Origin of the sequence: Collinsella sp. An307, assembly GCF_002161805.1 — a bacterium.
In the GTDB taxonomy this organism is placed as follows: Bacteria; Actinomycetota; Coriobacteriia; order Coriobacteriales; family Coriobacteriaceae; genus Coprousia.
The window spans coordinates 63,144-83,062 of sequence record NZ_NFIP01000006.1 but is presented as its reverse complement, the minus strand read 5'-3'; the positions used below and the strand labels follow the sequence as shown (position 1 = coordinate 83,062).

Genomic DNA, 19,919 nt, shown 5'->3' with positions numbered 1-19,919 from the left:
TGAGGGCAAAGGGATTGTGCTGCGAGGCGCGCACTAGACCAAGTAGGTCCAGGCCACCACGTCGCCGTCGGCAACGGTCGCGACGTCGGCGGAGTCCATGACCATCTCGCCGTTGATGTCGTAGCCCCAGCCGCTCGCATCGCCAAAGGCGCCGGTAGCCAGGCCGTCAATGGCATTCACAAAGGCGCCGTACTCGGAGTCCTGAACGTCGAGCGTGAGACCCGTGGCCTTAAGGGCGTCGAGCACCGTGGCGTCCTCGGCAAGCTCGACCGTACCGTCGAAGCTCACGCTGCCGTCGGCCGCACTGGAGTCGACCGTCACCTGGACGGTGATCTGGGCGTCGTCGGCACTCTGGGCAGCAGAGCCCGCCTGGACCGCGGCGCTGCCGGCGTCGGAGCCCGTAGCGGGCGCGACGGTTTGCGTGCAGCCGCCCACGGCCAGCGCGAGGACCAGCACCGCGCTCGCCGCAAGGGCGCGCACCGGCTTGGCAATCATACGGATGTCTTTCATTAGGGGATACCTTTCTCTCCAGGGCCTTACCGTTGATGGAGAGGCGATCCGGCTCGTCCCCTCGACCGCGCGCCCCCGCCCGATCTGCGAAGGCGGACTCGCGGCCACAGGACTCACGGTTGCTGGTACAGCCGGGGTATCGCACCCCGTTCCCCTGGGCGGCGGTGATACCGCGCCCGTGCGTCTCCGCACCATCCATCAGGCCATATATAGATGCACCGCCGATTGTAGCACGCGCCCGCTGCCCGTGCGCTGCGCTACCCGTAGCTTTTCGCTGAGGACGCGCGGCATATGAGGTCGCTCGCGCGGTGACTGGATACAATAGGGAGGATGACTGGAACCGTCTGACGCACCCGCCCGAGACGAGGAGTTAGGGATTCGCATGGCTCGTGAAACCAAGACTTGGCATTGCGGAAAGCACACGCTCACGTTCGATCGCCCACGCATCATGGGCATCTTGAACGTCACGCCCGACTCGTTTAGCGACGGGGGCGAGAACTTTGACCAGGACGCCGCCATTGCTCGCGGGCTCGCGATGCTCGACGAGGGTGCCGACATCATCGACGTGGGCGGCGAGTCAACGCGCCCTGGCTTCACGCCGGTAACCGCCGACGAGGAGGCGCGCCGCGTGCTGCCCGTGGTCCGCGCGCTCGTGGCCAAGGGCGCGATCGTGTCCATCGACACGCGCCATGTGGAGGTCGCCAAGGCTGCCGTGCGTATGGGCGCCTCCATTGTGAACGATGTCACGGGGTTCACCGACCCCAAGATGGTCGAGTTTGTTGCCAACAACACCTGCGGCGTGGTGGTCATGCACGCCGGCGAACTCACCGAGCCCGAACGCGCCCCGCACACCGCCGTCACGCTCGACACCTCGGCTGCTGCCTACATGGCGGAGCGCGAAGCCGAGCGCGCCCGCGCCGAGGCGGAGGGCAAGCCCGCGCCCGTGGGGCGCCTGGGCCGTCCGCGTGGTGGCAAGGCGCTTAGCGAGCCGCGCCTGAAGGGCGGCGCCGTGCAGCAGCGGCTCCCCTTTGGTGACGTGCCCAACGGCTCTGCGGCGGGCTCTGCGCCCGCGGCCGACGAGGTCGTTGACGAGGCGGTGCGCACGGTTGCAGCGGCTACTGCTGCAGATACGGCCGTCTCCACCGAGAAGGTCCCCGGCGCGGAGGACCCCCGCGACCGCACGCGTGCCGCTACGGGCGATACCGTTCCCACGAGCGACGAGCTCGCCGCCATCATGGCGCGTGCGGCCGAGCGCCGCGGTACCTCGGCCGCCGATCGGGTGCGCCAGAGCCGCTTCACGCTGCCGGACTCGGCGCCCATCATGCGCCGCGTCATGGGATTTCTGTCTGATCAGGCGCGCTCGCTCGTGCAGGCGGGCGTGGCGCGCGAGCGCATCTGCGTCGACCCGGGCGCGGGCTTTGGCAAGTCCGCCAACGAGGATATCGTGATCCAGCGCGAGACGGCCAAGATGGTCACGCTCGGCTACCCGCTCATGTGCGCGGTGTCGCGCAAGCGTGTGGTCGGCGCGGTGGCGGGCGTCGAGGACCCCGCCGCGCGCGATGCCGCGACCTTTGGCATGTGCCTCGGCGCAATCGAAAACGGCGCCAATATCGTGCGTGTGCACGACGTCGCCGGTTGCGCGCAGTTCTTGCGCGGGTACTGGGCGGTTGCCCATCCGCAGCCGCGCCGCGCGTTTGTGGCGCTCGGCTCCAACATGGGGCGCCGCCTCGACAACATCCGTGCCGCGCGCGACCTCATCTCCGAGATTCCACTCACCTGCGTGTTCAACTCTTCGCACATCTACGAGAGCGAACCTGCCTATGTGAAGCGCCAGGACCCCTTTGCCAACGCGGTGGTGGAGATTCGCACCGAGCTCTCGCCGCTGGTGCTGCTTGATGAGCTTATGGCTATCGAGAACCGCCTCGGCCGCAACCGCACCCCGAGCGCACGCGCCAACGGTCCGCGCGTGATTGACTGCGACCTGCTCTGGATGGAGGGCGAGGTTCACGGCGGCGACAAGCTGCGCCTGCCGCACCCGCGCCTCGGCGAACGCGACTTTGTGCTCGTGCCGCTCGAGGACCTGGTGCACGACCCGGCCCGCTTCTTCCGCTACGAGGGTATTGAGGTGAAGGACCCCGAGGAGCGCGTCGGCCACGTCGTGCGCGAACTCGGCGTGCTGTAGGTCACTCTTCCGGACGAGCGGCCGAGGTCGCCGCTTCGAACAGTCCTGCGCAAGCCGAAGGCCCCACCGGGGCCTTCTTTGCGTGCGGAACTTGTGACGATCTCGGCCGCCCGTCCGGGAAGGCCCGTCATTCCAGAAACGAGAGCGCGTCGTTGCCGTCGCAGACCGATTTCTGCGGGCCGTTTGCCGACGAATCCCCGCTGGCGGCAGTACCGCGCGCGTCAAAGCGGTATTCATAACCATACGTGTGAACGTGCCGCCGGCGCGTCGCCCTTGCGCGCGAAACGAGGTGTCCTATGACCGACCTGACTTCCGTCGATCTTTCGAGCTCGACGATGCTTGCTCTCGATACCGTCCCCTCGACCAACGACATCGCCGTTGATGCTGGCCGCGCGGGCGCCGAGCACGGCTGGGCGGTGCGCGCATCGGTCCAGACGGCAGGCCGCGGTCGCCGCGGGCACTCGTGGACCTCGCCCAATGGCAGCCTCTACCTCTCCATTGTGTTGCGCCCGCAGGTCCCCATGCAGATGCTTATGGGCCTTCCTGCCGTGACGAGCCTGGGCGTGCTCGATGCACTCGAGGGGTTGGGACTCCAGGGGCGCGTGGGCGTGAAGTGGCCCAACGACATCGTTTCGGTCCCGAGAGAGATCCCCACCCCACACAGCTCCCAGTTCAATCGCAAGCTCGTGGGCATCCTCGTCGAGGCCCGCTCCTCAGATATGGGCGCCTTTGCCGTTGCGGGCATTGGTGTAAACATCATCTCTCCGGTAGACGCTCCTCCGGCATCGCCCGAGGTCCAGGCGGCAATCGACGCAGTCGCATCGGTGCGCCGGCAGCAGGCGGAGGCGACGGGCGCCAACAACGTGCCGCGTCTCGATCCCATCTCGCTCGCCGAGGCGCTTCCCGAAGGCAGGGCCCTCCCCACGTGCGAAGACCTCGCTAAGGCGGTCCGCGAGGCAGTGCTCGCGCGTGTTGCCCGTTGGCAGCGCGCCATCGCCGCCGGTCTCGGCGCCGCCGGCCCCATAGCTCCTATCCTTTCGTCCTATGTCGACAACCTGCCTATGCTGGGCAAGCCTGTTAGCGTGGTCGCGCAGAACGGCAACACCCTTGCCGTTGGCTACTTCACGGGCATCGACGCGTGGGGTCGCGCCGAAGTGAAGCTCGGCACCGGCGAAACCAAGACATTCTCGGCTGAAGTCGTGAGCCTCCGCGAGGTGTAACCGCTCTGCAGGGCTCTCAACGCACGGCGATGGTCAAAGACCCCCGCAGAATAATAAACAACCCTCTGCAAACAGATGGGCGCGCCGGTTCCAGCGTGCCCATTTCAGTGTTTTCGTGCCCAGAACGAGCCGATTTCACGCTTCTCGTTGCCAAATCTGGCTTGGCGTGAAGCATGAGGAGCGTCTATGACGCCACGCATAGGGGGTCTTTTATTATTCTGCGGGGGCCTGTGACCACGCTACCCGTTCAAGCGCCGGTAAATCTCGCAAATGCCCCTCAAAGTGAGCTGACTGTCCACCACATCGAACACATCGGTCGAGTCGGCAATCACCACCGCAAGGCCGCCCGTTGCAATCACGGTCGCGTTCGGTGCGCCAAGCTCGCGCTTGATGCGCGCCACGAGCCCTTCTGCCATAGCCGCAGTTCCAAGCACCGCGCCCGACTGCACGGCCTCCACCGTATCAACGCCAATGGCGTGCGCAGGGGCCTCCAAAGGCACGCTCGAGAGCTTGGCCGCGCGCGCCGTGAGGGCATCCATCGAGATGCGCAGCCCTGGCGCAATCGCGCCGCCGATGTAATAGCCTTCCGCATCAACTACGTCGATGTTTGTCGCCGTTCCAAAGTCGACCACAATCGAAGGTGAGCCGTAGAACTTCGCCGCCGCCGTAGCGTTGGCGATGCGGTCGGCACCCACTTCAGCGGGATTTTTCGCGCGCACGCACGTGACCGAGGCGGTGTCCGGCCCCACCACGACCGTTCGCGCCCCCAGGCGCTCCGCCACGCGACGCCAAGCGCGATTGAGCTGCGGCACCACGCCGGCAAACGCCATGGCGTCCACCACATCGAGGTCCATGCCGTACATATGGAAGTAACCGTGCAGACGAACGTGCAGCTCATCGGCCGTAAAGGAGCGGTCGGTGGGCATGCGCCACGAGTGGACGAGCTCCCCCCCGTCAAACAGGCCAAGAGCGGTCTGGGTGTTGCCCATGTCGATAGCAAGAAGCATGGCGTCTCCGATTTCCTGTTCATTTCAACGTGCGGTCCGCTTCGCGCGCACGCGCACGCGCCCATTGTATACTTAACACCTGAAAAACGACTATTCGCATGGAGTGCGCATGAACAGATCAGCAAAACGCCGCCTGGTGGTTGTGGGCGGCATCATCGTGGTGGCGATGCTTGTAATCGTGGCCATTGCCGGATCGGGCGGCGCGGCGAGCTCGCTTTCCATCGCCGACGTGGTCTCGGGCGATTACCGTGGCAAAAAGGTGCAGGTATCGGGCTCGGTTGTGGCGGATTCGCTCACAAGCGAAGGCTCGACTGCACTCTTTGAGATCCAGCCCGAGGAGGGCTCAGCCGCCGCCTCCGGCCAGGAGACCCTCACCGTTCGCTACGACGGCGCCTTGCCTGCCACCTTTGGCACCGGCGTAGTCGCCATTTGCACAGGCACGGTTGAGTCGGACAACACGCTCACGGCGACCGAGCTCGTCACCAAGTGCCCCTCCAAGTACGAGAGCGCCGAGGGGTCCCTCACCGTCAAGGGCCTTCTTGATCAGGCGGAGAGCATGACCGGCGAGACAACCAAGGTCTGCGGCTACGTCCGCGGCGAGGTGCTCCCCGTCGACGCCGCCGAGGGTTACCGCTTCACGCTCGAGAGCCAGGGCGCAGCCATCAATGTCATCTGGGACGGCGGCATCGACGAGGCCGTGACCGACGGAACGGCGCTTGTGGTGTCGGGCGCGCTCAACGCCGACGGCACTTTCACGGCGAGCGACCAGCCCGCCATCGACGAGGCCGTGACCGAGTAATCACCGCACGGGGCCAGGGTGCAGCGCACGCGGCCCCGTTTTCCGTTTGTACCGCACATCGCGTAGAGGAGAACCTTCCCAATGAGTCTTATCGGCAACATCATGCAGAACCTATCGCTCGCGGTTGGCGCGGTGGCGTTTGTGGCGCTCATGGCGAGCGTGGCGGCGACCCGCGGCGGTACCACGGGCGAGAAGCGGGCGAGCGCCCTCGCCAACACAGGATTCATGCTCGTCTTTGCGAACGCGCTTCTGCTCACGCTCTGCATCGGCCTCATTCTCGTGTGTTTCCTTACCGAGAACATGACGCTTTCCTACGTGGCGATGAACTTCCCCGTCGACGACAGCCCGCTGCGCGTGCTCTACCAGGTCGCAGGCGTGTGGGCGGGCCGCCAGGGCTCGCTGCTCTTTTGGACCTGGCTCATCTCCCTTTTTGCCGCGGCCACCGCTTGGCGCCGCATGCGCCAGACCGACGCCCTCACTTGCGCCGCCCTTGGCGTGACCGAGGTTGTGATCGTGCTCTTCACCTGCGCGATGGCGCTCTCCGATGCCAACAACGCCTTCATCGCCACGCCCGCCGAGTACCTCAATGCCGATGGCTCGCTCATGGCGGGGGCGTCGAGCGGCATGAACCCGCTGTTGCTCCATTGGGCGATGGTCCTCCATCCGCCGGCGACCTTCATCGGCTACGCCGGCTGCGCCGTGCCATTTGCCTATGCAATCGGCGCGCTTATCACCGGTGACCTCTCGGCGCGCTGGGTCGAGCACGCCGACCGCGTAGCCGTCTTTAGCTTCATCTTCCTCACCATCGGCATGGTGCTTGGCGCCGTGTGGGCCTACGTTGTGCTCGGTTGGGGTGGCTTCTGGGCCTGGGACGCGGTCGAGAACGCGAGCTTCATGAGCTGGCTCACCGCCATCGCCATGATCCACAGCTTTACCCTTTACCGTCGCCGCGGCGTCTTCAAGCGCTGGAGCCTTTTCGCCGCCACTATCACCTTTATCTTTGTGGTGCTCGGCACGTTCATCACCCGCTCAGGCCTTGTGCAGTCGGTGCATGCGTTTGCCGAGGACCCGGTCTCGACCTATTTCTTCCTCGGCATCATGATAGCTGCGGCGCTGTCGTTCTTGCTGCTTTTGCTCTATCGCAACGCGGCGCTTGCCGAGGACGACGAGATCGAGTCGCTCCTTTCCAAGAACGGCTCCTATTACATCACCGACCTGGTGTGCATCGTGGGCGCGTGCCTTGTGGCGTATCTTACGGTGTCGAGCGCGCTGCCGAGCTGGCTGCCGCTCGGCGGTCAGGTGGTCTCCGCCGGCGTCTACAACGCGGTCGCGCGTCCGGCGACGGCGCTCTTTGGCCTGCTCATGGCCGTGTGCCCGCTGCTTGGATGGCGCCGTACCGAGGGCGCTGCCTTCTGGCGGAACTTCCGCGTGCCACTCTTCATCGGCGTGGTGGTGCTTGTGGCGCTCGAGGCGTACTTTGCGCTCGAGCTCGTCCCCGCCTACGACGCGATCATCGCGGCGGGCGGCGACGCGGCGGCAGCGCTTGCCGAGCAGGGGCCGCGCCTGTACTACCTTGCCGTTGCCGAGGTCTCTCTCGTAGCGGCGGCGCTCCTGTTTGCCTCGTCCGCCTATCTTTTGGGTCGCGGCGTGCGCGGCCGCCTTGCCAAGGGTGACAGCGCGCTCGCGGCGCCGGTGAACCTGTTCCGTCGCTCGCCCGCGCAGGCCGGCGGCTACCTCGCGCACTTGGGCTGCGCGATTGCTCTGGTGGGTCTCGTGGGCTCCGGCATGTTTGTGCAGGAACGGACGGTAAATGTGGCTGCCGAGGTGGGCGCGCAGGGGACCGCGGGCGGCTACACGCTCACGGTCGAGAACATCGACGACACCTTTGATGCGCACGACAACCGCATCATGACGGTCGACCTCGCGGTCAGCCGCGCCGCGTCGGATGGCGCTGCCGACGAGTCCGCCACCATCGGCACGCTCGCCCCGGCCATCGAGGTCTCGGCCACCACGCAGCAGCAGACGCTCCATGCGAGCGTGCTCACCTTCCCCACGGAGGACCTCTTCGTCGCTTTCCAGGGCCTCAACGCGGATGGATCCCTCTCGCTCTCGGTCAAGGTCAACCCGCTTATCCTCTGCAACTGGGTGGGAGGAGCCATCTGCATTGCGGGCATTGTGCTCGCCGCCCTGCCGCGCCGCGCCACGCCGCTCCTGGCGGCTGATGACCGTGGCTAGCACCACCGCAGGCGGCGCAACCATGGGGACGAGGTCCGTCGCCAGTTCTGTGGCCTCGGAAACGGGACAATCCTCTGCCCCCGCGTCTGGCAGTTTTGCCCCGGCCGCCCCCGCGCCCGCTCTCGCCATCTCCGCGCGTGGCCTCACCAAGCGCTTTGGCGAGCGCCGCGCCCTCGACGGCGTGGACCTGGACGTTCCCACCGGCGCTTTTGTCTCCATTTTCGGCCCCAACGGCGCCGGCAAGACCACGCTGCTCCGCCAGCTTGCGCTTCTTGCGCGCCCCACCTCGGGCACCCTCAACATCCTTGGCATCGATGCGCTCGAGGAGCCCAACGCGCTCCGCCCGCGCCTCGGCCTCATCAGCCATCGCTCCATGCTCTACGGTGACCTTTCCGCCGACGAGAACCTCGCGTTCTACTCGTCGCTCTACACCGGCGAGCCCGACCGCGCGCGTATCGACGAGCTGCTGCGCCTGGTGGAGCTCGACCACCGCCGCAACGACCCGGTCCGCACGTACTCGCGCGGCATGCAGCAGCGCCTCTCCATCGCGCGCGCCCTCGTGAACGACCCCGACCTCGTTTTGCTCGACGAGCCTTACTCCGGCCTCGACCCGCACGCGGCAGAGCTGTTTGACGAGCTCATCGGCCGCGCCCGCGCCGAGCGCGCCTCGCGCACCTTCATCATGGTGAGCCACGACCTCGACAAAGGCTTTGACCTCTGCACGCACGCGCTCATCCTGGCGCGCGGGCAGGTGGTTCTTATGGCCGAGAAGGCGGGCCTCGACCGCGACGCGTTCCGCGAGCTCTACCTGGCGACCGTCGGCATGGGGGTGAGCTGATATGGCACGCACGCCCAACAACCAGCCCAAAGCCCGCTGCGCCGAGCCCCCCACGTCCGCCGCGCCCCGCTCGTCCGCTGCGCGCCGGCGCGCCTCGTCCTGGCAGCAGTACCGGGCGCTTCTTGCAAAGGACCTCCGCCAAGAGATCCGCACGCGCGAGATGCTCACCTCCATGGTGGTTTACGCGCTTCTTGTGCTCACGGTGTACGGCGCCGCGCTCGCGCAGGTGGGCGACCGCCTGCAGGTCGTGTCGTTTGCGGGCGGCCTGCTTTGGGCGCTCATCGTCTTCACGAGTCTCCTCGGCCTCAACCGCAGCTTTGCGCACGAGACGGAGTCCTCCTGCCTCGAGGGCATCCTGCTCGCGCCCGTGGACCGCGCCGTGATCTTTCTAGCAAAGGCCACCGCCAACCTAATCTTCCTCGCGGTGGTGGAGTGCATCACGGTGCCGCTCTTCTTCTTGTTCTTCCTCTCGGGGGCGGAGCTCGCCGCCACCACGCCCTACATCGTGCTCCCGCTCATCGTGGGTACCATCGGCGTCGCCGGCGTGGGCACGCTCCTCGCCACCATGACCATCGACACGCGCGGACGCGACGTGCTGCTCGCCATTCTCCTCATCCCCGTCATCTTCCCGCTGCTCTATGCCTGCGTCTCGGCCACGTCGGTCGCGTTCATGGGGGTCGAGGGCACGTTTGGCACGTTCTGGACCTCGCTTGCCGTAGCGGCCGCTTACGACGTGGTCATGATTGCGGCGGCGTGGGGCCTTTACGAGTTCGCCGTCGAGGGATAGATTAGTTGCATTACGGTAACTTCAGAGAAAGAGGTAAGGTGGCGCACAACACGCTTCAAACCGACCGGACCGGCCGCGCGGGTGGCGCGCTCGAGAGGCTTGTGCCCGCGGCGCTCGCGCTCGGGGTGCTGCTCGTGCTCATCGACGTCGTGTGGACGTTCACGTTGGCGCCCATGGTGCAAGGTGCCGAGCTTTCCGAGCCGGTGGTCATTGCCGGTCAGCAGATTACGACCAAGCTGCTGCTTAGCCAAAAGATCTTCTACCTGCACGTTCCCGTTGCCGTGGCGTCGTTTGCCGTCATGGCGTTTGCGGCGTTCTGGGCCGTTCGCTTCCTCATGACGGGGGAGCGCCGCTTTGACGTGTGGTCCAAAACCGCCATGGAGGTCACGCTCGTCTTCGTGGCAGCAACCATGATCTCGGGCGACCTTTGGACCCGGTTCGAGTGGGGCGTCTGGTGGGTTTGGGAGCCGCGCCTCACCACGTACTTCATCCTCATGCTGCTCGTTATCGGCTACTTTATCCTGCGTAATGCAATCGAGGATCCCGAGCGCCGCGCGCGCTTCTCTGCCGTGTTTGGCATCGTGGCCTTTGTGGACGCGCCCATCTCGTTTCTCATCACGCGCCTGGTGCCGAGCTCGATTCACCCGGTGGTCTTTCGCACCGACAGCGGTCTGCCGCCCATGATGCTCATCCCGTTTTTGCTGGGGCTTTTTGGCATGCTTCTCGTGGCGTTTGCGCTCACGCGCATAGCGCTTCGCATCAATTCAGACGCTGCAGAGGTGGAGGAGCTGAAGGAGCGCCTTGAGGAGCAGGATGCTTGGCGTGAGCGCGCCGCCGCCGACGAGGCCCTCGAGCGCCTGCGCGCCGCCGGCGCCAAGCTCAGCGCCCCCGCGGCAGACGTTGCCCCTGCCGCCGCACCCGATGTTCGCCGGGCTCATAACCCGGAGGTCGTAGGTTCAAATGCTGCCCCCGCAGCAGACGCGACCCGCGATTCCGATCAGTCCGCCCCGTCCTCTCAGGAGGTCTAACCCATGGATCCCATTCTTGCCGAGGTCTACTCGACCGTTTTGCCCGCCGCTCCCTTTGTTATCGCTGCCTACGTGGGCATTTGGCTCGCGCTTGCGGTCTACGCGTTTGTCCTGTCGCGCCGCGCCAAGCGCACCGAGCGCGACCTCGATGCGCTCAAGCAGGCCCTTGCCGCCCGTGAGGAGAAGCTCGAGCGCTAACCTGCCTGCGCAGCGCGTTCGCAGCCGCCCGCCGGCCCTATTGTGGAGCAGCCTTCACAACCTTTGGCTGGCGGCTTGCAATCGCGCATGCGGAAGCGTAATATACTCTCTTGCGCAAAGGCGCATCCAGACATTGCGGGGTGGAGCAGTCTGGTAGCTCGCCGGGCTCATAACCCGGAGGTCGTAGGTTCAAATCCTGCCCCCGCGACCAAGAATTCGCAACTCGGAGCCAACTTACGGCTCCGAGTTTTTTCTTATCCTGTCGAAAATATATCAATACCGGCTAGGAGCTATGTTGGCGATATTCCATACCCGTTTGGAGTAGGGCGCATTCGCCGCTAGCGGTCCTGAGCGGACAGAATTTCAACTATTCAATAATCTGCGCTCCACTTCCGGAGTATGCGTGCCGCGGTGAGGGAATTAACCTGCGGTTTTGAGTGGTTGATAAGGGCTTCTATTGCTCGGCGCACATTCAGATTGTTGAATAGCTGCATTTTTGAGCAGAATGGTCCGCGGCGGAGGGCTGGAACGCGGCGGAGCCGCCCTGGAACGCTTGCCTAAGATCGGGCGAGAGTCTAGCGCGACCTTACCGCATTCTATAGATCGAGTTTGCGCTGCTCGCGACGACGGCGGTTGCGCCTCAGCCGGTCAAGCGCGGTGGCGCGGCGCTCCAGCTCGCGGCGGCTCTCGATATCGGCCAGCGTGCGACGACGGCGTCGTGCCAGCTCGGCGGCGGAGCGATCGGGCCGGTCGATGCGGGGCTTGGCGGCAGGCGCCTCGGCGCGCGCCGTGTCCTCTGCGGCGTCAGCGGCAAGGCGCCTACCATGGCGGCGCGGTACCATGCGCGTAAGGTCGAGCTCGGTAGGGCTCAAGATGTTGTAGCGAAGCGACAGCCAGCGCAGGCCCATGGTCACGCCCACGCACGCAACGACGCCCACCACGTGCGAGATGCCCGCAGCGGCAAACAGCACGTAGACGCCCGCACCCGCGATGGCGGCAACCGCGTAGAGGTTACTGCGTTGGAAGATATAGGGGACCTGCCCCAAAAAGACATCGCGCAGCATGCCGCCGCCCACGCCCGTGAAAAATCCCATGGTGATGCAGATGATGGGGTCAAAGCCGTACACCAGGGCTTTGTCGGCGCCGGTTGCGGCGTAGAGCCCGACCGCAAAGATGTCGAGTACGGCAATCAAGCGGTCCTGCTTGGCAATAACCGACGGCGCAACAAACACCACGGCAGCCGTGAGAATGGCAGCCGGCATGGCTATCGGCTGGTTGAGGATATAGACGTTTCCTACCTGCAGCGTCATGTCGCGCAGAAGACCGCCGCCCAGGCTGCAAAGGACGGCCAGACACACCGCACCAACGAGGTCGAGTTTTTTCTCGCGCGCCGTAAGCGCGCCGGAGATAGATGCCACCACAATAGCGATGAGCTCGAGCCACACCGGCACCGCAACGGGCGTATCAACAGCACCGCTGGTGACGGGTATGGCGAGCGCGGCAGGCGCCGCTGCTATGGCGTAGGTGGCGAGGGACACGACCGGTTCCTTCACATCAACATGCGTACAGGCCCCGTATATCTTAGCGAGAATCGTGCCAAAACGTACGCCAAAGATGGGACTGAATTGTGAGGAGAAGAGGGCAAGCGCCTAGGCGGCGGCGCGGGGCAAAAAAGAAACGAGCCCCGTTCCGACAATCGGATGGAGGCCCGTGAGCGTCTATGCTGGCGGAGGAGGAGGGATTCGAACCCTCGTGACCTTATACAGGCCAAACGGTTTTCGAGACCGCCGCATTCAACCACTCTGCCACCCCTCCGCATGGGGTGAAACGGCGTGCCCAGAAGGCACGCCGCGAGAAAAGGCAACTGGCGGAGAGTCAGGGATTTGAACCCTGGAGACGGTTTTGCCGCCTACACGATTTCCAATCGTGCTCCTTCGGCCACTCGGACAACTCTCCGTTGCAAGCACAGGCAATTGTACCGTAAACCTCACGCGATGCAAACGCGATTTTCTGTAAAGAACGTGGTGGATGTGCTCCGCCGGGTTTGGGCGAGCGCTTAAAAAAGACTTATACGACGCCAAAGTGCAACTTAAGGGTCGAGTTGCGCATCTGGCTCATGGGGCGTCACAGGTACACTTAAGAGGAGATTCCGCGCGCAGATGCCTGCACGTCGCGCGCGGGAAGGAGGAAGGAGCTCGGATGCTTTCACGGGAACTTGGTTTCTCGACATCGTGGCGGATGCTCACGCACGAGCGCGGTTGGATCATCCCCCTTTGTTTGCTCGCGCTTGTGGGCTGGATTCCCATCCTGGGACAGATCGCTGTTTTTGGTTACGCCTACGAGTGGGCGCGCTTCACGGCGTGGGGGATCGACACTGCGCCCAAGCGCCGCAACGTAGACTACGGCAAGGTCCTTACCACAGGTGGTAGGGCCTTTTTGGTCTTTCTGCTTATGGGCATGATCGTACGGTTTGCGCTCGCGGTTTTTGGCTTTAGCCGCATCGACCGGCTCATGCGTTTTCTGCCCATGGGCTCGGGCCTTTCTGCCGCTTCCATTGTCGACGGCATTACCGAGCTTTCGCTTTGGGGCGTAATCGCGCTTGCCGTGGGCCTTGTGCTCGGTACGTTCCTTATGGCGGCGATGATGCGCGCCACGCTCTACGACAGCTTTGCTGCAGGGTGGCGCGTCGACCGGCTGTTTCAGATGATTGCGCGCGACCCGGGCGGTTTTCTCAAGACGTGGCTCGTGTCGCTTGCGGGCGGGGCGCTCAGCATCGTGTACACACTCGCGACCACCGCGCTCGGCGGTGCGCTCGCTTTTGGCGGCTTTGTCTCCTACGCGCGCCACGGCGGCATCGCGTTTCACCTGGGGCACGGCGGCTACCCGCTGGAGCAGCTCTCGTCTTGGGGCGCCGGCCCCATTATCTTTGCGGTCCTTTTGTTGATCGCCGCCGCGTTTTTCTACGGCGTGGTCTGCATTGCCATGCAGATGGTGGCCATAAACGCTATGGGCCAGTGGTTCTGCCGGTTTGAGGTCGCGCGCTGGGGCGTGTCGGCAGATCCCCTGCCCGAGGGCGTCCCGGCAGATCGCGGCGGGTTCTCTTCGCGCGGCGGTGCGGGTACGGCTCCGGTGCCGCCTGGCAGCGCGCAGGGCGACGACGCCCGCGCCGGCGCGGCGCCCACCGAGGGCGGCTCCTATTGGGATGACGATTCGCCGGTTGCAGGCTAAACCTCACCCCACCTTTGCGTTGCTTGTGCGCCTCGCCGCGCCCACCTGGCGAGGCGCGCCCCGTGCCGTACAATAGACGGGTAAGAGCGGGCCGCACCGGCGGCTCGGTTGCCGGCTGCCGCGCAAAGGAGCTCAGCATGATCGATCGCTACACCCGTCCCGAGATGGGTCACATCTTCTCTCTCGAGAACAAGTACGCCATCTGGCAGGAAATCGAGGTCCTCGCCTGTGAGGCGCAGGCCGAGCTCGGCCAGATTGGCATCACGCGCGAGGAGGCCGCGTGGATTCGCGATCACGCCAAGTTCAACAAGGACGAGGTCGACGCCATCGAGGCCGTGACCAACCACGACGTTATCGCCTTCCTTACTAACATGGGTGAATATATCGATGCCGAGGTTCCCGAGGGCGAGCCCAAGCCTAGCCGCTGGGTTCACTTTGGCATGACGAGCTCCGACCTCGGCGATACGGCGCTTTGCTACCAGCTCGTGCAGGCGACCGACATCATCATTGAGGACGTCAAAAAGCTCGGCGCCATCTGCAAGCGCCGCGCCTTTGAGGAGCGCAACACCCTTTGCGCTGGCCGCACCCACGGCATTCACGCCGAGCCCATGACCTTTGGTATGAAGTTTGGCAGCTGGGCGTGGGAGCTCAAGCGTGACCTCGACCGCCTGATCGACGCCCGCGCCAACGTTGCCTTTGGCGCTATCTCGGGCGCGGTGGGCACCTACTCCTCCATCGACCCGTTTGTGGAGGAGTACGTCTGCGAGCACCTGGGCCTTGTGCACGACCCGCTGTCCACGCAGGTCATTAGCCGCGACCACCACGCCTATCTTGCCGGCGTGCTCGCCACTACGGCCGCTACCTGCGAGCGCATTGCGACCGAGATCCGTAACCTCCAGAAGACCGATACCCTTGAGGCCGAGGAGCCCTTCAAGAAGGGCCAGAAGGGTTCGAGCGCCATGCCGCACAAGCGTAACCCCATCACCATGGAGAAGGTCTGCGGCCTCTCCCGCGTGGTGAAGGCCAACGCGCAGGTGGCCTTCGACAACGTTGCCCTTTGGCACGAGCGCGACATCTCGCACAGCTCCGCCGAGCGCGTGGCGCAGGCCGACAGCTTTATCGCGCTTGACCATATGTTCCAGTGCCTCACCCGCGTGGTCGACGGTCTCATCCTCTATCCGGAGCAGATGAAGGCCAACCTCAACAAGACCCGCGGCCTCATCTTCTCGTCCAAGGTGCTGCTCGCCCTCGTGGAGACGGGCATCACGCGCGAGGAGGCCTACGCCATCGTGCAGGAGAACGCCATGGCCACGTGGCGCGAGGTGCAGCAGTGCGCCGGCGGCACCACGTTCCGGGAGAAGCTCGAGGCCGACCCGCGTTGCACGGTCGCGCCCGAGAAGCTGGACGAGATTTTCGATCCGTGGGACTTCCTCACGCGCGTCGACCGCGTCTTCGACCGTCTCGAGGAGCTCGATTTCGCGTAAGGCTTGCAGCTGATTGCGGTTTGCCGGCCGGTGGAAGGTATCCGGCTGGTAGAACCTATCAATTAGCTGCCAAGAACTCTTGGTGCAGAAACGCGTCCCGGCCGAGCGTCGGGGCGCGTTTGCGTATGCCAATGTTGTTGGAGCGTGCTTGCGTATGCCAATGTTGTCGAGGAGCGCCTGCGCATAACAAAACAGGTATGTGCAAAATAGTGCACATACCTACATGTTGATACGGAACCTAGCCGCCGTATTCATTCAGGTAATCGAGAATCTCCTGGCGCGAGTGCAAGTCGCACTTGTCGTAGATGCGCTTGATGTGGGTGTGTACGGTGTTTTGCGAGAGGTGGAGCTCCTCGCTCACGCGCGCTTGCGTGTGGCCGAGGGCGTAGAGGGTGAGAACCTCGATTTCGCGGCCGGTGAGGCCAAAACGCTGCCCCATGGCGATGACCGAGGTGGCGATGTGCACATCAGAGGGCGCGCCGGCGTCTGCCGCCGTGCCCAAGGAAGGCGCTTCTGTCGAGGCAGGAGCGAGCATGCTCGGCGCGTTTTGCGGGAGGATCTGGGCCGCGGCTGCCTGAGCGGCGGTGCCGGGCAGGGGCGTGCGCTCAGGGTCGGCGAGCAGCTGTGAGAACACAATCTGAGTGGCGCCTACCGCGCAAAGACCCATGAGGGCGATGGCGGGCGCGGGGTTTTGCGGCGTGGCGCCGGCAATAAGATGGCCGAGGGCCGTGCCCGTAACGTGGAACGCGTGGAGCGCGATCCAGGAGCCTGCGGCGTAGATGTAGGGGTCGAGCTTGCCGTAGCTCGAGAACGCCACCGAGAGATACCAGATATGTGCCTGTAGAAGAAGCAGGACAGCGGCATCAACGGCGCCGCCGATGTAGGCGGCTGGCCCGCTGAACGACAGGAAGACCGCGCCGATGCTCAACAGCAGGCAAAGGGCAATCCAAATGTTGGCGACAAACGAGCGCTCCTGCGTCTCGAGCGAGCGGCGCATGACCGCCGCCGCGGCCGCGCACACCAGCACGAGGGTGATGAGGCGGGAAACAAACTCAAGGCCCGCCGATCCCTCGACCGAGATGGCAAAAGCGTTGGCCATACCGGCCGCAAGGGAAACGCCGCATACGCCAGCAAGTGCGGCAGCGAGGTAGCCGCGGTCCGAGAAGCGCTCCTCGCTCGTGCCAAAGTACATCTCGGGGTGAGCGGGGAAGGCGCCGCCCGGTGCCTCGAAACGGCGTGATGCGCGAGTGGTGGCAAACTGGGCAAACGAGAGCGCAAAGGCCGCAACATGGCAGGCGAGAGGTCCCGCAATACCTGCCACAAATGTCACGGCGGTGCCCAGCGCGAGCGCGGCAAACGACACGGCGGATACGGTGGTTGCCGAGGTGCCGCGGAGCTTGCGGAGCCAATAGAACATAAGCAGGGCGCTGCCGCATCCGCTCACGGCCTCGAGCGCCACGGCCCACAGGGCAGCCTGTGCGGGACGCGTGATGTCCAGAAAGACAAGCCCGAGCGCACCGATGCCGGCTATATGGATGGCGACAAAGGTGATGAGAAAGACAGCGCGCTTGGCTAGGCGCCCGTGATGCCAGGCGCTCAGCATGAGAGCGGCTGCCATCGCACAGGTGACAAGCGTTGCCGTGCCCTCAAAGGCGGGTGACACGCCGGCAAGGGCGCCCCCTTGGGCGGTGAGGCCAAACGAGGCGGCGGCAAATGCAAGGCCCAAAACAGCAGGTAGGAGCACGCGCTTGGCGTCTTCACTCGAAGCGTTGTCAACGGGTTCTGCTGCCACGTCTCATCCTTACTGCGAAGGTACCCTGATTGGGGTCACCTGTTTGAGGTGATATGAAGTATACCTTGTACTAAACTGTGATGCATGCGAATCGACGCAGGTAACCCATGAGTGAAGGGGCCCCATGGAGGAGAGAAACGATATTGCGCCGGCTGAGGCGACCGCTGTTGAGGACGCGGCCGTGGAGGTTGCGGCTGAGGCGAACAATCAAGAGGCGGAAGCCCTGACGGACGAGGAACGCGCGGCGATTCACGCCAAGAACGCGTGGATTCGCGCTCTCGATGCAGCGCTTACCGACGTGCGTCAGCGTTCCTACGAGGGAAAGCTCACCACAACGGGTCGGTGGCGCAAGCGCGCCATCGCGCCTGAGGGGATGACCGCCAAGGAGTTCGAGCAAAAGTTCATGGACTATCTCGATACCCATGAGCACGCCGAAGCAAAGCCCGTCATGGGCCGCCTTGCTGCGCCCAAGCCCCTTGACGTTGAGCTTGAGGGCCGCGAGCTGAACGAAGACGACCCGCTTCCCGAGCGCTCGGTTGTAGACATCGCCATCCTGCAGGGCAAGAAGGCGACCTACCTCTATTCGGCGGCGCTGCTCTCACACAGTTTCGCGAAGGCTCTCTACCACACGGCGGAGGACAACGATGTTGCCACGTTTGTCGACGTGGTGCGCACCGAGTCGAGCACCTACCCACGCCCCTTGGGTATCGATAGCCTTATGAATCCGCCCTATCTGTGGTCACCCGCGCACACGCGCGAGGTCTTTGCTAAGGTGCAAGAGGCGGGCTCGTTCAAGGACATCCACGAGACCCATGCGAGCAACGGCCGCACTTACTATTACTCGGATATCTACCTGTCCGAGGCGCAGGCGCGCTCGCTTGCGGAGTGGTACGGGGTGGAGCAGCAGCGCAATCCGTAATGCGCGTTTGCGGTGCGAGTCCGTATATGCCGTATGCCACCTGGGCCTATAGCGCCGAGATGTATTGAGGAGAACCCATGCCCAAGAACCGCCTGACCGAGGACACGCCGTTTCTGCGTACGCCCGATATGTACCAGATTGAGAAGGACGCGCCCATCTCGGAATACGACAAGAAGACCATCGACCTGATTGCCGATGCTGCCAACGGTGGCATCCCGGATGGGGCCAACGTCTTCTGCAGCGTTGGCAAGGAGAAGCGCGGCACGGTGCAGATGCAGCTCTTTGCCCAGATTGATCCGGAGACGGGGACGTTTGGCGAGGTGGGCTTCCGCAGCCATGGATGCCTTGCCGCCATCGCGTGCGCCACGGCACTCGCAACGCTTTTGCGCGGCAAGACCGTTGACGAGGCGCTCGCCATCACCCGCGAGGACATTGAGGAGCTCACCGGTCCTCTGCCGGGGAGCCGCAACTACACGCTCGTCTTTGCGCTCGAAGCGGTGCGCGCCCTGGTGGGCGATTATTATCTGCGCGTCCGCAAGTTCTCGATCGCGGAGCTGGATGAGGTGCTTCCCTGCACGCGGCTTTCGGTCCCGTGCATGATTACTGAGAACTGCTCGCTGCGCGATAGCCGTGTGGACCAAGAGCTCCGCGAGGCGGGCGAGATTTAGCCGGGCTGCACGAAACAACCCCGTCCCCAAACGTGCGATCGTCGTGCACAAAACGACCCCGTCCCCAAACGTGACAGTTATATGCCGTTTTGCGACAGGTCACCTCAAACAGGTGACAGCCTGTTGTGCCTGAAAATGCACTAAAAGGCGCAAATTACCCGGAAGCAGGTGAGGCTTGCGAACAAACAAAGGTGACAATGATATGCGGCGAAATGCGTACCGTCGCCAGGTGCGCACGTCATATCGAACCACGGCGGGGAACCGCCGTAACCAGTAGGGGAGGGAACTATGAAAGAGAACACCACCACAGAGCTGGTGGGCTCGGGCGCGGATCGCCTCGAATCCTTCTTCACCCGTCGCGGGTTTGTGAAGGTCTCGGGTGCGTTCGTGGCGAGCATGGTGGCGCTCGGCCTGCTCCCGGAGGAGGCGGCCGCCGCGCCGACGAGCTCCATGGGCGACCTGGACTACTACGCCACGCCGTCCCACGTGCTCAAGGTGAACCGTGCCCGTTGCACCGGATGCCAGCGCTGCGAGATGGCCTGCACGCTCGCCCTCGACGGCGTGAGCCAGCCGGCCGCTGCGCGTATTCACGTGCACGACGGTTACCAGTACGGCAAGGAGCTCGGCTCGGGCGACGGTATCTTCTACTCCATGGAGTGGACCATCCGCGCGTGCTACATGTGCAAGACGGCCCTTTGCCAGACCGCCTGCCCGCACGGCGCCATCACCACCAACGACAACGGCGTTCGCGTGGTTGACGAGGACAAGTGCGTGGGCTGCGGCGCTTGCGTGACCGCCTGCCCGTACGACATGCCCGTGATCAACACCGTCACCGGCAAGTCCCGCAAGTGCGTCGCCTGCGGCCGCTGCGCAGCGCAGTGCCCCAACGGCGCCATCGAGCTCATCGAGTGGGAGGATGTCAGCCATTCGTCTGGCCCGACCCGTCAGGAGAATCCGTACCCGCTCGTAGGCGAGCAGCAGGACTTCGTCGGCGGCGGCAAGGTCGCTTAAAGATTGGAGATAC

17 protein-coding genes, 3 tRNA genes and 1 riboswitch are annotated in these 19,919 nt (G+C 64.5%); of the genes, 14 read left to right on the top strand and 6 right to left on the bottom strand.

Features of this window, described 5'->3' with window-relative positions; translation table 11 throughout:
* Positions 1 to 33 precede the first annotated feature (33 nt).
* Positions 34 to 510, bottom strand: coding sequence for a DUF4430 domain-containing protein (locus tag B5F89_RS06355; protein ID WP_087430950.1), 477 nt, complete (start codon positions 508 to 510; stop codon positions 34 to 36).
* Between the two features lie 19 nt (positions 511 to 529).
* Positions 530 to 725, bottom strand: a riboswitch (cobalamin riboswitch).
* A gap of 167 nt (positions 726 to 892) precedes the next feature.
* Here B5F89_RS06355 and folP point away from each other — a divergent pair.
* Together folP and B5F89_RS06345 are read left to right on the top strand one after the other, a co-directional pair.
* Positions 893 to 2,692, top strand: a complete 1,800-nt coding sequence (gene folP / locus B5F89_RS06350) for a dihydropteroate synthase (protein ID WP_087430949.1) — start codon at positions 893 to 895, stop codon at positions 2,690 to 2,692.
* Between the two features lie 296 nt (positions 2,693 to 2,988).
* Positions 2,989 to 3,912, top strand: a complete 924-nt coding sequence (locus B5F89_RS06345) for a biotin--[acetyl-CoA-carboxylase] ligase (RefSeq protein ID WP_087430948.1) — start codon at positions 2,989 to 2,991, stop codon at positions 3,910 to 3,912.
* A gap of 239 nt (positions 3,913 to 4,151) precedes the next feature.
* On the opposite strand, the gene B5F89_RS06340 is transcribed toward B5F89_RS06345, so the two are convergent.
* On the bottom strand, positions 4,152 to 4,919 hold the full coding sequence (locus B5F89_RS06340) for a type III pantothenate kinase (protein WP_087430947.1): 768 nt from the start codon (positions 4,917 to 4,919) through the stop codon (positions 4,152 to 4,154).
* A 109-nt stretch (positions 4,920 to 5,028) separates the two neighbouring features.
* On the opposite strand from B5F89_RS06340, the gene B5F89_RS06335 reads away from it, so the two are divergent.
* The 7 genes from B5F89_RS06335 to B5F89_RS06305 all read left to right on the top strand — a co-directional run bounded on the left by B5F89_RS06335 (position 5,029) and on the right by B5F89_RS06305 (position 11,015).
* The gene (locus B5F89_RS06335; protein WP_087430946.1) at positions 5,029 to 5,718 is read left to right on the top strand and encodes a cytochrome c maturation protein CcmE; all 690 of its coding nucleotides are present in this window, start codon (positions 5,029 to 5,031) and stop codon (positions 5,716 to 5,718) included.
* A gap of 81 nt (positions 5,719 to 5,799) precedes the next feature.
* Entirely contained in the window at positions 5,800 to 7,953 is a 2,154-nt protein-coding gene (gene ccsA, locus B5F89_RS06330; protein ID WP_087430945.1) for a cytochrome c biogenesis protein CcsA, read from the top strand.
* Positions 7,946 to 8,791 (top strand): ABC transporter ATP-binding protein, encoded by an 846-nt coding sequence (locus tag B5F89_RS06325; RefSeq protein ID WP_239286698.1) that lies wholly within the window; start codon positions 7,946 to 7,948, stop codon positions 8,789 to 8,791. Before ccsA (B5F89_RS06330) ends, B5F89_RS06325 begins: the two co-directional genes overlap by 8 nt.
* Position 8,792: 1 nt before the next feature.
* Complete coding sequence (locus tag B5F89_RS06320) at positions 8,793 to 9,578, top strand: heme exporter protein CcmB (protein WP_087430944.1); 786 nt, start codon at positions 8,793 to 8,795, stop codon at positions 9,576 to 9,578.
* A gap of 38 nt (positions 9,579 to 9,616) precedes the next feature.
* Entirely contained in the window at positions 9,617 to 10,606 is a 990-nt protein-coding gene (gene ccsA, locus B5F89_RS06315; protein ID WP_087430943.1) for a cytochrome c biogenesis protein CcsA, read from the top strand.
* A 3-nt stretch (positions 10,607 to 10,609) separates the two neighbouring features.
* Complete coding sequence (locus tag B5F89_RS06310; RefSeq protein ID WP_087430942.1) at positions 10,610 to 10,804, top strand: CcmD family protein; 195 nt, start codon at positions 10,610 to 10,612, stop codon at positions 10,802 to 10,804.
* A gap of 134 nt (positions 10,805 to 10,938) precedes the next feature.
* A tRNA-Met gene (locus B5F89_RS06305) sits at positions 10,939 to 11,015 on the top strand.
* A gap of 385 nt (positions 11,016 to 11,400) precedes the next feature.
* Here B5F89_RS06305 and B5F89_RS06300 read toward each other — a convergent pair.
* The 3 genes from B5F89_RS06300 to B5F89_RS06290 all read right to left on the bottom strand — a co-directional run bounded on the left by B5F89_RS06300 (position 11,401) and on the right by B5F89_RS06290 (position 12,760).
* Positions 11,401 to 12,342, bottom strand: coding sequence for a TRIC cation channel family protein (locus B5F89_RS06300; RefSeq protein ID WP_239286697.1), 942 nt, complete (start codon positions 12,340 to 12,342; stop codon positions 11,401 to 11,403).
* A gap of 186 nt (positions 12,343 to 12,528) precedes the next feature.
* Positions 12,529 to 12,619 (bottom strand) — tRNA-Ser (locus tag B5F89_RS06295).
* Between the two features lie 50 nt (positions 12,620 to 12,669).
* A tRNA-Ser gene (locus B5F89_RS06290) sits at positions 12,670 to 12,760 on the bottom strand.
* A gap of 243 nt (positions 12,761 to 13,003) precedes the next feature.
* Here B5F89_RS06290 and B5F89_RS06285 point away from each other — a divergent pair.
* Together B5F89_RS06285 and purB are read left to right on the top strand one after the other, a co-directional pair.
* The gene (locus B5F89_RS06285) at positions 13,004 to 14,032 is read left to right on the top strand and encodes a DUF4013 domain-containing protein (protein WP_158098434.1); all 1,029 of its coding nucleotides are present in this window, start codon (positions 13,004 to 13,006) and stop codon (positions 14,030 to 14,032) included.
* Between the two features lie 137 nt (positions 14,033 to 14,169).
* Complete coding sequence (gene purB / locus B5F89_RS06280) at positions 14,170 to 15,516, top strand: adenylosuccinate lyase (protein WP_087430940.1); 1,347 nt, start codon at positions 14,170 to 14,172, stop codon at positions 15,514 to 15,516.
* Between the two features lie 238 nt (positions 15,517 to 15,754).
* On the opposite strand, the gene B5F89_RS06275 is transcribed toward purB, so the two are convergent.
* Positions 15,755 to 17,308, bottom strand: coding sequence for a LuxR C-terminal-related transcriptional regulator (locus tag B5F89_RS06275; protein WP_087430939.1), 1,554 nt, complete (start codon positions 17,306 to 17,308; stop codon positions 15,755 to 15,757).
* Between the two features lie 124 nt (positions 17,309 to 17,432).
* On the opposite strand from B5F89_RS06275, the gene B5F89_RS06270 reads away from it, so the two are divergent.
* From B5F89_RS06270 to B5F89_RS06260, 3 genes are all read left to right on the top strand, one after another.
* Positions 17,433 to 18,227 carry a hypothetical protein gene (locus tag B5F89_RS06270; protein WP_087430938.1) on the top strand — a complete coding sequence of 265 codons (795 nt, stop codon included), beginning with the start codon at positions 17,433 to 17,435 and terminating at the stop codon, positions 18,225 to 18,227.
* A 77-nt stretch (positions 18,228 to 18,304) separates the two neighbouring features.
* Entirely contained in the window at positions 18,305 to 18,895 is a 591-nt protein-coding gene (locus B5F89_RS06265) for an iron-sulfur cluster assembly scaffold protein (protein ID WP_087430937.1), read from the top strand.
* 288 nt (positions 18,896 to 19,183) lie between these two features.
* Positions 19,184 to 19,906 carry a 4Fe-4S binding protein gene (locus B5F89_RS06260; RefSeq protein WP_087430936.1) on the top strand — a complete coding sequence of 241 codons (723 nt, stop codon included), beginning with the start codon at positions 19,184 to 19,186 and terminating at the stop codon, positions 19,904 to 19,906.
* Positions 19,907 to 19,919 lie beyond the last annotated feature (13 nt).